Annotated in this window: 15 protein-coding genes; 3 read left to right on the top strand and 12 right to left on the bottom strand. The window is 39.0% G+C overall.

The annotated features are described in order from the left end of the window. Positions 1 to 10: 10 nt before the first annotated feature. From H6779_04290 to H6779_04265, 6 genes are all read right to left on the bottom strand, one after another. Entirely contained in the window at positions 11 to 2,020 is a 2,010-nt protein-coding gene (locus H6779_04290) for a heavy metal translocating P-type ATPase (GenBank protein ID USN87599.1), read from the bottom strand. Positions 2,021 to 2,048: 28 nt separating this feature from the next. Then, the gene (locus H6779_04285; protein USN87598.1) at positions 2,049 to 2,423 is read right to left on the bottom strand and encodes an HAD family hydrolase; all 375 of its coding nucleotides are present in this window, start codon (positions 2,421 to 2,423) and stop codon (positions 2,049 to 2,051) included. A 5-nt stretch (positions 2,424 to 2,428) separates the two neighbouring features. Continuing rightward, positions 2,429 to 2,863, bottom strand: a complete 435-nt coding sequence (locus H6779_04280; protein USN87597.1) for an NUDIX domain-containing protein — start codon at positions 2,861 to 2,863, stop codon at positions 2,429 to 2,431. A 69-nt stretch (positions 2,864 to 2,932) separates the two neighbouring features. Beyond that, complete coding sequence (cadA, locus tag H6779_04275) at positions 2,933 to 4,774, bottom strand: cadmium-translocating P-type ATPase (protein ID USN87596.1); 1,842 nt, start codon at positions 4,772 to 4,774, stop codon at positions 2,933 to 2,935. Between the two features lie 47 nt (positions 4,775 to 4,821). Beyond that, positions 4,822 to 5,205 carry an HAD-IA family hydrolase gene (locus tag H6779_04270; protein USN87595.1) on the bottom strand — a complete coding sequence of 128 codons (384 nt, stop codon included), beginning with the start codon at positions 5,203 to 5,205 and terminating at the stop codon, positions 4,822 to 4,824. 17 nt (positions 5,206 to 5,222) lie between these two features. After that, complete coding sequence (locus H6779_04265; protein USN87594.1) at positions 5,223 to 5,771, bottom strand: CYTH domain-containing protein; 549 nt, start codon at positions 5,769 to 5,771, stop codon at positions 5,223 to 5,225. A gap of 86 nt (positions 5,772 to 5,857) precedes the next feature. Between H6779_04265 and H6779_04260 the strand changes: the two genes are divergently transcribed. Beyond that, entirely contained in the window at positions 5,858 to 6,322 is a 465-nt protein-coding gene (locus H6779_04260) for an 8-oxo-dGTP diphosphatase (GenBank protein ID USN87593.1), read from the top strand. A 47-nt stretch (positions 6,323 to 6,369) separates the two neighbouring features. Here the strand turns inward: H6779_04260 and H6779_04255 are convergent, their stop codons facing one another. Both H6779_04255 and H6779_04250 read right to left on the bottom strand, forming a co-directional pair. After that, the gene (locus tag H6779_04255) at positions 6,370 to 8,079 is read right to left on the bottom strand and encodes an L-histidine N(alpha)-methyltransferase (protein ID USN87592.1); all 1,710 of its coding nucleotides are present in this window, start codon (positions 8,077 to 8,079) and stop codon (positions 6,370 to 6,372) included. Between the two features lie 87 nt (positions 8,080 to 8,166). Then, complete coding sequence (locus tag H6779_04250) at positions 8,167 to 9,987, bottom strand: M2 family metallopeptidase (protein ID USN87591.1); 1,821 nt, start codon at positions 9,985 to 9,987, stop codon at positions 8,167 to 8,169. 117 nt (positions 9,988 to 10,104) lie between these two features. Between H6779_04250 and H6779_04245 the strand changes: the two genes are divergently transcribed. Beyond that, positions 10,105 to 10,503: a hypothetical protein gene (locus H6779_04245; GenBank protein ID USN87590.1), complete on the top strand. Its 399-nt coding sequence runs from the start codon at positions 10,105 to 10,107 to the stop codon at positions 10,501 to 10,503. Between the two features lie 75 nt (positions 10,504 to 10,578). Here H6779_04245 and H6779_04240 read toward each other — a convergent pair whose 3' ends face one another. The 4 genes from H6779_04240 to H6779_04225 all read right to left on the bottom strand — a co-directional run bounded on the left by H6779_04240 (position 10,579) and on the right by H6779_04225 (position 12,620). Next, positions 10,579 to 11,022: a hypothetical protein gene (locus H6779_04240; protein USN87589.1), complete on the bottom strand. Its 444-nt coding sequence runs from the start codon at positions 11,020 to 11,022 to the stop codon at positions 10,579 to 10,581. 181 nt (positions 11,023 to 11,203) lie between these two features. Next, positions 11,204 to 11,659 carry a hypothetical protein gene (locus tag H6779_04235; protein ID USN87588.1) on the bottom strand — a complete coding sequence of 152 codons (456 nt, stop codon included), beginning with the start codon at positions 11,657 to 11,659 and terminating at the stop codon, positions 11,204 to 11,206. A gap of 49 nt (positions 11,660 to 11,708) precedes the next feature. After that, the gene (locus tag H6779_04230; GenBank protein USN87587.1) at positions 11,709 to 12,176 is read right to left on the bottom strand and encodes an NUDIX domain-containing protein; all 468 of its coding nucleotides are present in this window, start codon (positions 12,174 to 12,176) and stop codon (positions 11,709 to 11,711) included. Between the two features lie 141 nt (positions 12,177 to 12,317). Further along, positions 12,318 to 12,620, bottom strand: a complete 303-nt coding sequence (locus tag H6779_04225) for a DUF1905 domain-containing protein (GenBank protein USN87586.1) — start codon at positions 12,618 to 12,620, stop codon at positions 12,318 to 12,320. 72 nt (positions 12,621 to 12,692) lie between these two features. Between H6779_04225 and H6779_04220 the strand changes: the two genes are divergently transcribed. After that, the gene (locus H6779_04220; GenBank protein USN87585.1) at positions 12,693 to 13,190 is read left to right on the top strand and encodes a DUF2127 domain-containing protein; all 498 of its coding nucleotides are present in this window, start codon (positions 12,693 to 12,695) and stop codon (positions 13,188 to 13,190) included. Positions 13,191 to 13,231: the final 41 nt, after the last annotated feature.

Raw genomic sequence — 13,231 nt, 5'->3', positions numbered from 1 at the left:
CTTGGTGCCACTACTTAAGATTGACTCGCTTCAACAATAGAGCATTAGCTACAACTATTACTGTCGAGAGACTCATTATTAAAGCACCGATTTCCGGTCTTAAAAGAAAACCGCCAAAGAAAAATTGACTAGCGAACACACCAGCCGCCGCTGGAATAGCAATGATATTGTAACCAAGTGCCCACACTAAATTCTGTACCATTTTTACATAAACTTTTTTGGCCAAGATTATGAGTCGAGCCACATCCTCCGGATTGTTGCGGGTCAACACCACATCTCCAGCCTCCACCGCCACATCTGTCCCAGCGCCGATTGCCACTCCGACATCAGACTGAGTCAAAGCCGGAGCGTCGTTTACACCATCACCCACCATCACCACTACTCCACCTCTTTCTTGCAGAGACTTAATATGCTGGTATTTATCTTCCGGCAAAACTTCGGCGAAGTACGTATCAATTTTTAACTCTTCAGCTACGGCTTTGGCTACCGCTTGATTATCGCCAGTCAACATAGCCACCTTCACACCCAAACCGTGTAAACGTTCAACCGCCAGAAAAGCTTCTTTTTTAATAGCGTCAGACAAGACGATAAGACCGATTATCTTTTTTTGTTTAGCCACAAACACCACCGTCTTACCTTTGCTCGATAATTCTATATATTTTTCTTTCACAGTTTCAATTTCGACGCCAAAAGATTCCATCATAGCCACGTTACCGACCACGTATATCTCCTCATCTATCTCAGCTTGTACACCCTTACCGGCGATATTTTTGAAATTCAAAATTTGATGAAGCTGCAAGTTCTTATTTTTTGCATCTGCTACTATTGACTGACCGATAATATGCGATGAATGTTGTTCTAACGATGCCGCTACTGCTAATACATTAGCTTCAACTTCGTCACCAACCGCCACCACTTCATTTACACCAAATTCTCCAGTCGTTAGAGTACCCGTCTTATCAAACACAACATAGTTGACCTTTTTCAGTACTTCTAGCTTGGCTAGATTTTTGATAAAAAAGCCGCTTTTAATTGCAATTGAGGTGGTTATGGTAGTGACTGTTGGTATCGCCAACCCAAGCGCATGTGGACACGCAATCACCAAAACTGTAATAGCGAGTGTAATTGAGAAAACAAAAGTCTCACCTAAAATTAGCGACCACACCAAAACAGTCAAAAGTGCAGTAATAGCCGCCACCGCGGTCAAAATTGCCGCCGCTTTGTCGGCCAGCCGTTGTGACTTAGGCTTAGTCATTTCTGCCTTAGCGATCAAATTTTTAATCTGACCGATAGTTGAATGTTCACCGACCCTAGTTAGACGGATAGTTAAAGAACCATCAAGACAAATAGACCCAGCCACCACTTCGTCTCCAGCCTTTTTTGACAACGGCTTTGACTCACCACTAATTAGAGCTTCGTTAACATTTGCTACACCCAACGAAACCACACCGTCAGCTGGAATTTTTTCACCCGGTTTTACCAGGACCAAATCATCAACCTTGAGCTCACTTATCTCAATCTCCTCCTCTCTATCACCAATCAAACGATGCGCCTTTTTAGGCAGAAGCTTCGCTACTTCTGACAAAGCATTACCCGCCGCCGCTCCCGACCTGGCTTCCAGGTAGTGACCAAACATCAGCACCCAAATAAGCGTTGATATTTCTAAATAAAAATCAGCCTCAAGTGTTGACACAAAAGTCGCCACTACCGAAAATAAATACCCAGCTCCCACCGCCAGCGACACCAACGTCATCATGCCGTACTGCTTAGCCTTTATCTCGTGCCAAGCGTGTTCAAAAAAAACTAAGGCAAAGCCAAATATCACCGTCGCAATAAAAAAACCAAACCACTTACTTAGAGTATGAGCCTGAAGCCCTACTGCCTGCATTACCATCTGGTTAGCGAACACCAGTGGAATCAACAAAAAAGTTACGACCCAAAATCGTTTCAAAAAAATCTCGGCAGAACCATGACCCGTTCCAGAACCATGTCCATGCCCGCTATGATGTACGTGCTCCATGCTTTAATCATACCAGAGTTGTCAAGTTTTATTTTTCCCAATAAGCTTTAAAACTTAAAATTTCTTCTAGCAACCGTTCACTTTCCTGTCCTTTATAACAAACAGCTCTGTCATCAACATAAACGTAAGCTATGGGTTTGCCTGGATTATCTCCTTCTAACTCAGGGTTTTTATTAAAATAATCTGCTGGTATATTATTATCACTACAGTATTTCTTAAGAAATTCTTCTCCTCGTGTAGAATAGACAATGATCTTGTGACCCATTTCTTTTAACCTTCTTATAGTTTCAACTATTACTTTGTTTGGTTTACCGAAATGATTCTTCCCTTTAAAACCTTCATATTCGGCAATCACACCATCAAAGTCAAAAGCGTACCATCTAATTTTCTGTCCTTCATTCATAGATCTTAACCCATCAAAAATTTAGTCTTGTCTAAGTCTATGCGACCAGCCCGAAAATCCTCAGCAAATTTTTCCGGCAACAGTCTAACCCCATCAGTCGGCGCAATCCACTCAAAATCTTCTAACTCATGAGCATGAGTTCTTTCGTTTTCACCAATCTTCAGATAATCAGCTGAGTTTTTAACCGCAAAGAAAAATTCTACCGGTTGTTTAATATCACCAACCGTAAAAGTATTTACATAAAGCAATTGTCCAACCTCAGGCTCAATCCCCAATTCTTCGACAATTTCTCGCTTCAGACAGGATATAACATCCTCTCCAAACTCCAAGTGTCCACCAGGCAAACATACGTACGATGTATCATGAACATGCCTCACCACCAACAACTTACCTTCGTGCAGTATTACGGCTCGACATCTAACTACAAATTCTTTTAACATACACCGAGTATAGCACAAATTAAATAAAGCTAATTTTGAAACTAGATTTCTTTCAAAAATAAATCTGGTTTAGTAAATTTTAACTTTCAGTAACTTAATAGAATTCAAAAACACTAAAGTATCAGGCACCAAGTGAATAATTGCCGCCTGAATCGGACCGATCACATGAGTTAAAACCAGAATAATTCCCACCACATGCACCACTCCAACTCCAACAAAAATGTTTTCTCGAATTGTTTTATAAGCCCGGCTACTGATTGCTCGAGCGTGAGCCAGTTTCTCCAGATCATCATTTACTAAGACTATATCGGCGGCCTCCATCGCTGACCCGGTCCCGACTGAACCCATAGCCACCCCCACACTAGCAGCCGCTAGCGCCGGTGCGTCATTGACACCGTCACCCACCATCGCTACCAGCCGACCTTCGGACTGCAATTGGTCTACGATCTTAATTTTATCTTCCGGTAATAAATCAGCTCTTACCTCATCAATCGCTAGTTGAGAGGCTATCTTCTTAGCCGCTTCCTCATTGTCTCCGGTTAGCATCATCACTTTTTTCACCCCGCCAGCTTTTAATGATTGGATAGCCGCTCTTGCTCCCGGCCTGACAATACTACTAATTAAAATAGCCCCGACCAATTTACCCTCCATTGCCACGTAGACAGTCGTGTCATCAGTAATTTTAACGTCACTCGGCAGATCTACAGAATTCTCATGCATTAAAGTCACATTTCCAACCAAAACCTGTTTACCGCCAACAGTTGCTTTTACGCCTCGACCATCCAAAACCGCGAACTCAGTCGGTGCAATATGCGAAACATTTATCTCCTTAGCGTACTCAACAATAGTCTTGGCCAAAGGATGACCAGACCGACTATCGGCCGCTGCAGCAATAGACAATACCTCCCTTTCATCAAAATTTCGGTCAAACACCCGAATCTTATCTACCTTCAAGTCCCCCAGTGTCAAAGTACCAGTTTTATCAAATACGAAAGTGTCAGCCCGAGCCAAAGCTTCAAGATACAAGCCACCTTTTACTAATATACCCTCGCGCGCCGCTCTGGCCACCGCCGATATAGTCACCAAAGGTGTAGCTAGTCCAAGCTCAGCCGGAGAAGTAAAGATCAACAGCGCGATAATCAACTTTATATCTTGAGTGTAATAATAGACCACCGCCACAAATACAAAGGCGATTGGAATCAACCAAGTCGCTACCCGATCAGTAAACTTCTGAATCAACGGCTCCCGACTTTCCGCCTCCTCAACCAGAGCAATGATTCTCGAGAAAACCGTGTCTTCCGTTAGCTTAGTGACTCTGATATCAAGAGCGCCAGACTCCAATATGGTACCAGCATAAACATCGCTACCAACCATCTTACCCTGCGGTAAACTCTCACCGGTAATCGGTGCTTGATTAGCAAACCCGTTACCAGCCACCACCACCCCATCAACCGGTATCTTATCGCCAGCCCTTACCAAAACTATGTCGTCAATTTTTATCGAAGCTAAGTCAACTGTCAGTTGTTTGTCACCACATTTAATAATAGCGGTTTTTGGTACTGTACCAATTAAGTCACGGATTGACGCCCTAGCTCTTTCTCCCGAAACACTAGCAATGTATTCAGCGATCAAAATAATCATCAAGACCACAGCCCCAGCCAGATACTCCCCACCCAAGAGAGCGACCGCCACCGCTACCGTAATAAATAACTCGGTGCCAATTTTTTTCTTAGTAAACAGGTCTAGAAGAGCTTCCTTAGCAATTGGGTAAGCACCGAGCAAAATAGCCGCTACCAAAATTGGTATTGATATGATCTCCAGAGAAAAAAGTAAACTAGCCAAACCTACCACCACTATCGCTGCGATCTCCACCCAATGTTCTCTGTCAAACAGTAATTTTATTATTTTCATTTATCTTATTTAAATTTATTTACCTCCCCTTCTGCACTTACGCCACATTATAAGCTATAATCCAAAAACTCTTTCAAGGCTACCAGATCTTTTGTATTATCGTCATAAACACGTGAAGTAATACCGACCGATTCAGCACTCTTTACCGCTTCGGGATTATGCTCAAAATAAATTACCTCTGAAGGTGTGAGTCCAAATTTGTTCAGTAACGTACGATAATATTCTGGGTCAGTTTTTTCCGGCTGATGCTTCAGGGTAAAAACTTCATACGGCATATTGGCCAGATTCCATTTTTTAAACTGTTCATCGTCAGCTCCGGTTAAAAGAATCTTTGGGTTTGGATAAGTCTCCAAGAGGTCGTACATTTCTTTGAACACTTCTCCCTCATCAGAAACAAAACAATATATAGCATCAACTAAAATAGTTTTCATACGTAAATTATAACAAATTATTTATTTTGAGTTTTCTTAACTAAATCAATATTAGAACCGTTAACCACAGGACCAAGGTAAGGCAGGACTTTGTTTTGGTAAATTGAAAATTCTTTACGGTCTTTTTCATTAATCTTTCCTCTTTTTTGTAACTCAATTTCAAATATGCCACCCACATCTTTTACCTCATCCAAGTGGAACACTGTATTCTTCTTTTTCCAAACTTCTCGTTTTTTCTCTATCACCGCTATCACTCCAAGAGAACGTTTAAGAAAATTCAACATTTCTTTTTCAACCACCAAATATCCTCCATCTGAAGTTGTATCTTTTCCAAAAATAAAGTCTGGTCGCTCATAGTACACCAAATACATAACCCCTCCTTCGACCCGTAACTTTAAGCGAGCTCTATTTTTACTCTTTTCTTCCGGTAACACAAAATAGTAATCTTTTTGTTTAACTACTCTATCTTTTACCGCACCCAACTCCAACAAAACTTTCCTAATTTTTGAAAAATCAGCACAATAATGTTTCAGTTCAAGGTTAATAATCGTAGTTGTTTTTTTCATAATCCAAAACATCTTACCACACAAAGCTCATTGCAATTATCTTAAAAAGTTATATGCTCAAATGAGGCAAGTTAATGGAGAATATTATGAAAATCGTTACCCTAGCTCTGATAGTAAAAAGAAATAAGATTCTTCTTGGTTACAAGAAGAAAGGTGAAATCGGTACCGATACTCTAAACGGACCAGGTGGCAAAGTAGAACCTGACGAATCGATCGAAGAATGTCTATTGAGAGAAGTTTGGGAAGAAGTAAATATAGAACTACAAGTCGATAAAATTGAAAAGTTAGGCGTAATAACTTTTTTTGACGCTAATACACCCGACTTTGAAGTACACATATTCCGCACCGAACATTTTATCGGTATCCCAGTAGAAACCGCTGACATGATCCCAGACTGGTACGAAATAGACAATTTGCCTCTAGGCAAAATGCTCGAATCAGACCGTGAATGGTTTGAAAAAATGGCCAAGGGTGAAAAATTTAACGCACATGTTTTTTACAAAAACCGCGCTGCTGATTTTGACCGAATTGAGTTCCTCCCTTTTTCTTAAAAGCCTCTTAATAAAATTAAGAGGCTTTTAAATTTGCAAACAATAATTTATTTCTTCGAGCAGACAGCTAAAGCAAATGTTTTATTAGAAACTATTTTATCAACTGAAAAAGATTTTTCTAAAGCTGATTTAAAATCAGCCAAAGTTGGTTTCCACGATGTAACAATATCAAACCGAGTTCCGGCTTCTATAGTAAAACCAAGTATTCGAACATCTTTAGCTAGAGTAAAGTACAAGACAACAGAATCGTCTTCAAATCTCTGTTGCAGTATATAACCTTGGTTAACAATATTTTTAGCAAAATCTTTTTTATCAAAACCAATTTGTCTCAAAACTGAAAAAGCAACATGTTCAGTGGTCTTGTTTAGATAGGTAGCTAATATATCTTTTTCAGATAAATTACCTCTGATTGGAATTGCCACAATTAATTTATCTTTATCTGTTCTTATAATTGAACTTAAATATCTATTTATATCTTCTCGTTTAAAATTACCATAGGTACCACCAAATATAGCGTAAATATTTATCTCATCAGTTTTAGCCCCAACCGGAAATCTAGAAGCCAGATTCTCAAACCGCAAAACCGTTGGGTGGATAGAGTATTTAGCATCTTCATGTGATTTCATTGTTCGTGACAATTCCAACTCCTGTATATCAACCGGAAAATATGACTTTACTTTTTCCTCACCCAAAGTCTCGATAAAAGTCTTTCCTTTAACACCATCACCGCTACCAAGATCGATGATATTAAACTTTTTATTATCCTTAATTAAATTCTTGGCCAAATCAGAAAATAGACTTACTTCACCAGTTTTCATTACAGACTCATAATCTCTCTCAGAATATATATCTAGATACGATTGTGCACCATCATGACTTACGTACCATAACTCTGAGTTTCTAAGGTCAAAATATTCACTATTTTGCTTAGCTAACTTAATGAATTCTTCCTGAACAATCTTGGTATTAACAAATTTAGACTGTGGGAACAAATTGGAATATATATTGTTATGAAAAAGAACACTTTTACTTATTTCCAGAAGAGTTCCGTATTTTTTCTTGAATTGTTTTTTATCAGTCACTATATACTCAAATTCAAAATTATACTTTCCATTACCGCGTGCTAGGTACACACACTTGTTATCATTTTTTAAAAGCGCAGCATATTCATCCACTTCCACAATCGAAAGTGAAGTAGTATCAACAAAAAATTTTGTATAGCCTTTAGGTAACTGCCTATTCTCGGTCAAGCCATAATAAACATTTTCACGTTTAAGTTTACTCTCTATCTCAGTCACCTTTTCCGGTATCACATTTAAAAGCCTAGCCATTACATCAACTTCCAAGGCTGGGTCTATACTAATGAGTTTTAAATAATCGAGCTCATGAGGAGATAGCTTTAATTTATAGTCCAGTTCATCCAAAAGTACCAATTGTCTTTTTTTACCTTCAATTTCCGTGAAAAATTCCAACCTAGTCAATTCTGATTGATAAGCAATTTTATACGATTTTGGAATCATGGCTCTAATATGGTTTGAAATATCAACAATTTCACTATTACTCGTCGCCCATATACCAAGTCCCAAGACCTTCTTTTTTCCTGACCAACCTTTTCCTTCAAATATGTAACCAGTATTTGGATGATCAACCATCGCTTGAATAAACTTACGCGAAAAAGCCTTAGACTCGAGCATTATCCGAAAATAGCGAAAGCCTAATTTGGAAAGATTTATAGTAGCAAGATATTTTTTCTGCATTGTCAAACTAGACTAACATAGCTAAGAATGACAGTAAAGCAAAAAATCCCTCTCACAGGGATTTTTTGCTTTACTTTTTTATGACTTTCACCCTTCCGACTTAGCCATTCCCTTCACCCACTCACCATATTTTTTAGCCATGGCTTCAAAGCTCACTTTATTGGTGGCGATTACTTTTTTACCGTGGACCATTTTTATTTCCGCTTTTAGATCAACCGGCTTCGTGTACGGTTTTACTGACTCCATTCTTCTTAGTCGTTTTTTCGCTTCGGCTATTTCTCTTTCAGGAGACATAGTAACAGCCTTGATAAAAGCTTGGCTGGAGAGTTTTTTACCGGTAGCCAATTTCACACATTCAGTAAATGACTTGCTTGAACCAAGTTGCCAAACTTTTTTCATCTCTTTCCCAACCTCGGGATTATCTACTATGTAGCCATATTTTTTATAGAAATACTCTCGCCATTGACTAAGAGCAATTTCCGCTAAACCATAGCCATGGTAAGCACAAGCACTATCCCAGGCGTAAATATGAGGAATATTTAAAGCCCATAGTGAGTCCTCAGAATGGTCGTAATACTTACGATAATTTTTCTTGGCAATCTCTATTATTTTTTTAGTGGATGGATTTTTTAATTCATAAACTTCTCGCTCAAAATTACCGACAAATATTATCGAGAGAATCTTAGTAGGTTTTAAAACACCAAGCTTTTTGACTTTTCTTACAAATAATTCAAACGGGTAGTCATTATCATTGACATCTTTGGCATACCGCTGTCGCCACTCTATACTAGAAAATAATCTATCAATAAACATACTATGGGTTTCCGCCCAAGCTGCTGTCATTGGCGCATACTCGTGGTTAAAACAAACATCCTGTTGTTCACTGTTTAGTAAATGTGCCGCATGACCACCTTCATGGAACAGAGTGTTATATCCTGCCACTCCTGAGCCAACCTGCCCTGGTACTACGTTACAAGTAAAGTTTGCCGAACCAGATATTCTCTTTCCGTCTTTAAAGTGGACCAAATCCGGCCAATGGCAAAATCCATTATTCCATTTCCCTTCTCGATCAAGCAAATCTAACTGTAGTTTTCCTCCCTTAAAATCTATTCCCAAAGCTGCAAAAGACCTCCCCCACCGCAAAAGCGACTCATCAAACTGAAAATAAGGATCTTCTTCTTTGGTAAAGTCTCCGGCCATTAAGTATGAAAAATTCCACGGTTTACGCAAACCTTTAATTTCCTTCTCCATGTCTCGTATGTCAGCAAAGACTGATTTGGTCTTATCAGCAATATCATCAAACAATAAAAAGAGTTCTGTCTTGGTCATCTTATCTTCTGCTTTTAGCTTGTAGTCATAAAAGTCACTATAGCCGAGAGTCCTAGCAAACTCATTTCGCAACTTTACAATCTCAACATATTCATCCAAACAATCAAACGGCAATTTCTCAAGCGCAGCAAAACAAGCTTTTCTAACCTTCTCTTCCTGGTCGGTCCGCATCATCATTCGCATCTTTAACTCCGAAGCTGGTACAAATGTTTTAGTCTTTGGGTCAATATACCCAGTCACTCGCTCGGCACGTTTCTTGGTTATTAGACTTTCGAGTTTAGTAACTTTTTCTTTTATAGCTTTAGCTTCGCTGCTTAGTTGTTGTTGCGATAAGTAGTCTACCCAATGTTGTAATCTGGCTTTAAGTTTTTTATCTTTTATCTCAGTTTGCAAAAGCTTCGCTTCAGCCAAAAGTTTTTCACTACCGCGAAAAGCATCGAGTTCATTTAAAGCTTTATTTTTCTTTTCATCAACCGAATGATCACCCATATACGACACCCAAAACAACCGTTCATAATTACGATGCAACTTGAACAACCTGTCATTTACTTTATTCAAAAAGATTTCCGCTTTGGTCATATATCTTAAAAATTATTTTAATCAATCGAGTATAACAAATTACCCTCTTATCTGCATTTCAGAGTCTTAACTATTTTGTTATACTCGACTAATAATTTTTATATAATTTATATTAATATGCATCAAGGAAATTGGAAATGTAGTACTTGCGGTGGACCAATAACCGAACTACCGTTTGTACCAAGAAGCGAATCAGGCCTGACTTGTCGCACCTGTTACGCCAAACAAAAAAGTAAAGACAAAGACCAGCGAGCACCAGAAATATCAGAAACACCCAACATCTCAGAACCGCCTCCGCATGACGATATACCAGATTACGCAGAAGTAGCTACCGAACCGCCTCCACACGAGGACTTTGCTCCGGATATGGTACCAGCCAGCAGTGAACGTCCTAGGTTTTCAGGTGAATGGGAATGTGCCGGCTGCGGAGCTATTATCACGTCACTCCCCTTCAATCCGCGTGATACCAGCAACTTAAAATGTCTTGATTGTTTCAAAAAGAGTAAGTCTGGATAGACTTACAAACAAAAACCGGAAGCTAAAGCTTCCGGTTTTTGTATAGCAGAAAAACACCACTCTAACACTGTGATTCTACAAAAATAGGTACATTAATATCGCGCCGACAATAATACCAATCCAAAAAGGCACAAAGTTACTAGTAGTCTGATCCTCAGTTTCATTATCTGCCATTTTTGATTCTGTCGGTGAACTGATTACCTCTACCAAATCTGATTTTGGTTCAGAGGTTTTATCCTCATTAGTACTAGCTATTGCCTCAGTCTTAAATTCCATCTCAATGGTAGATGTTTCGTTCTCGGTACTTGATTCAGTCTTATTTTCTTCTGCCACAGAACCGCTACCACCAAGCAAATCCACCGGCTTGTTCTCTAATTTATCAAACCCCTCATCAGCCGTTAGGAGTTTTTGCTCGGCACTATTATTATCAGACGCAGTAGCTTGAACTGATTCGTTGGTAACCTGAACAGGCTGTGAGTACAGGTTCTTATTCTTTTTGTGTTTTTTCTTTTTTGACATACGGTATTTACTTTAAAACTGGACGTTAATGCCTCTATGATACCCCACTCCCGTAGCAATAAAAGATTGCTATATCTCGATTTTGTTTTATAAAAATAAAAAACGCCAACTTTGTCGGTTGGCGTTTGGTCATATTGGTATTTTGAGAGCTACTCCTATGTAATTCACAGTAAGCCTCCAATTAATTCTTTGTGAGAGTACGATCAACAATACGTGTCTTCTCAGCTTCAGTGAGATCCCTTTTTTGCAATAATTCTCGTATCTCGAGCAATTGTGCGATTAGAGCTGTACCGCCTTGCTTAGGCTGTCTCTTGACCCCTCTCTGGTGAGCAATTTTAACCACGTCTCCTACCAAATCTGGACTCATGAGCAATAACTTACGGCTTAAGGAACGGAATTTTTTAATAGAACTTGTTGAATTTAAGTTGTCCAGAATTTCTTTTTTCTGAACCTCAAATCTGCCGGCCTTAAGCTGAGCATCTTGCTCTTTCATAATTTCAACCGCCTTAGCTTCCTCTATTTCACGAAGTTGTGCGTCACTGGCCGAAAAACCTTTTTGCTGTAGTGCTTCTCGTAATGCAGACATCCTACTTCCTCCTTTAAAATACACCACGTCGGTGTCACTAACTAATAACATACTAGTAACAATATGTCAACCTGCACACAGCCACAAGCCATCTATAATCTTAGTACGACTCAGGAAAAAGCGACTTCAGTACCAAATCAAATCCCGGTAATAAATCTAGATCTTTAATTTCACTAAACTCAAGCCATTTGTAGTTTGCCGCCTCCCAATCCAAAGTTATTTTATCTGTCTTAACCTTCACATGAACCGGATGTACTATCCAAGTCTTTTTATATTTTGGCTCATCTTGATCAAAAATCTGACCCAATCTTATTTCTAAAACATCATTTTCATCCAGTCCCAATTCTTCTTTTATTTCATTCCTTACCTTTTCTTCCAGACACTGATCGTCATCCAAAAATCCTGAAATGCCGTTCCAAAAATTTGGATAAAGTCTCAACTCCTGACTTCTTTTTACCAGCAAAAAACTACCCTCATATTCAACTACACAATTAACAACCGGCGCCCACCTAATATTAGTGAAATCTACCTGTCCTGGTTTTGGTATAAATTTTGGTCGGGTTTTCATATAGATAAAGTATATCAAGTTTATAGTACTGATGCTTTGTTAAAATAAAGAAAAAGCCGCTTGCTGTTTTTTTGTGGAGTCTTATTTCCTCTATCTAAATATCTTTTTTACTTTATTAAGATTACAAGTTTTATATTTTAGTTAAATACTAATTTCCATCACATACCGCACTGTATCATCATCATATATCTCCTCCGCTTTTCTGATCTTTGCCTTAAGCGGCAAAATATAAGTCCCTGACTTACGATCTGGAAAAATAGAGGTTTCCCAGGTCGTTTTCCCTACCGTGACTGATACCGGCAGCGAACCCCATCCCCTCGCTTGCTTTCCAAACTTTTCTTTTATTTCTACACTTTCTTTTTTTGGTAAAACCAAAAACCGCCACCCCGACATACCTGGATAAACCAGTATCTTTGATTTTAGTTCGTATACCCCTTTCGACATAATTATAATTGTCTCAAAAAATCACTTACCGAACAATTGTTCATAACGTAAGACATATCGTATACTTACCACATGTCTAACCTAAATCCTGTCGAGAAAGAAAAGCGCATTCACCTGATATTCATCTGGAGTGTTTTTTTGAAAGCTCTAAACGGTATACTGGAAATTATCGGTGGTATACTTTTTTTATTCCACGGAGCAACCTCCGACCTGATCAAGCAATTGATACAATCAGAATTAATTGAAGACCCTAGTGATATTTTAGCCAACTTTATTCTAAACCATACCCCTTCCCTGGCTGCTGATTTTCAACTTTTTGCGGCAATCTATCTCCTTAGCCACGGGGTCACAAAACTCCTCTTGGCCGTTGGTTTGCTTCGCGAACAGCTGTGGGCTTTCCCTTCTGCCATGATCGTCTTTACCACTTTTATCTTTTACCAAATTTATCGCTACACTCACACCCACTCAGTTTTTCTTATCCTACTCACCGTCTTTGATATATTTGTCGTCTGGCTCACCTGGCGCGAATATAAGTATGTTAAAAGGAGATCTAAAACTAAGACAAACTAAAAAGTAGGTGTTGCTTTTTAATAACCCTATAAAAACACCAT

Source organism: Candidatus Nomurabacteria bacterium (assembly GCA_023898525.1).
GTDB lineage: Bacteria > Patescibacteriota > Minisyncoccia > Phycocordibacterales > UBA918 > OLB19.
The sequence above is the reverse complement of the archived record's forward strand: the minus strand, read 5'-3'. Positions and strand labels throughout refer to the sequence as shown.

Coding starts and splice junctions, on each gene's coding strand:
- H6779_04260 (USN87593.1), top strand. CDS start 5,858: ATGAAAATCGTTACCCTAGCTCTGATAGTAAAAAGAAATAAGATTCTT.
- H6779_04245 (USN87590.1), top strand. CDS start 10,105: ATGCATCAAGGAAATTGGAAATGTAGTACTTGCGGTGGACCAATAACC.
- H6779_04290 (USN87599.1), bottom strand. CDS start 2,020: ATGGAGCACGTACATCATAGCGGGCATGGACATGGTTCTGGAACGGGT.
- H6779_04230 (USN87587.1), bottom strand. CDS start 12,176: ATGAAAACCCGACCAAAATTTATACCAAAACCAGGACAGGTAGATTTC.
- H6779_04270 (USN87595.1), bottom strand. CDS start 5,205: ATGAAAACTATTTTAGTTGATGCTATATATTGTTTTGTTTCTGATGAG.
- cadA (USN87596.1), bottom strand. CDS start 4,774: ATGAAAATAATAAAATTACTGTTTGACAGAGAACATTGGGTGGAGATC.
- H6779_04220 (USN87585.1), top strand. CDS start 12,693: ATGTCTAACCTAAATCCTGTCGAGAAAGAAAAGCGCATTCACCTGATA.
- H6779_04235 (USN87588.1), bottom strand. CDS start 11,659: ATGTTATTAGTTAGTGACACCGACGTGGTGTATTTTAAAGGAGGAAGT.
- H6779_04285 (USN87598.1), bottom strand. CDS start 2,423: ATGAATGAAGGACAGAAAATTAGATGGTACGCTTTTGACTTTGATGGT.
- H6779_04240 (USN87589.1), bottom strand. CDS start 11,022: ATGTCAAAAAAGAAAAAACACAAAAAGAATAAGAACCTGTACTCACAG.
- H6779_04265 (USN87594.1), bottom strand. CDS start 5,771: ATGAAAAAAACAACTACGATTATTAACCTTGAACTGAAACATTATTGT.
- H6779_04280 (USN87597.1), bottom strand. CDS start 2,863: ATGTTAAAAGAATTTGTAGTTAGATGTCGAGCCGTAATACTGCACGAA.
- H6779_04255 (USN87592.1), bottom strand. CDS start 8,079: ATGCAGAAAAAATATCTTGCTACTATAAATCTTTCCAAATTAGGCTTT.
- H6779_04250 (USN87591.1), bottom strand. CDS start 9,987: ATGACCAAAGCGGAAATCTTTTTGAATAAAGTAAATGACAGGTTGTTC.
- H6779_04225 (USN87586.1), bottom strand. CDS start 12,620: ATGTCGAAAGGGGTATACGAACTAAAATCAAAGATACTGGTTTATCCA.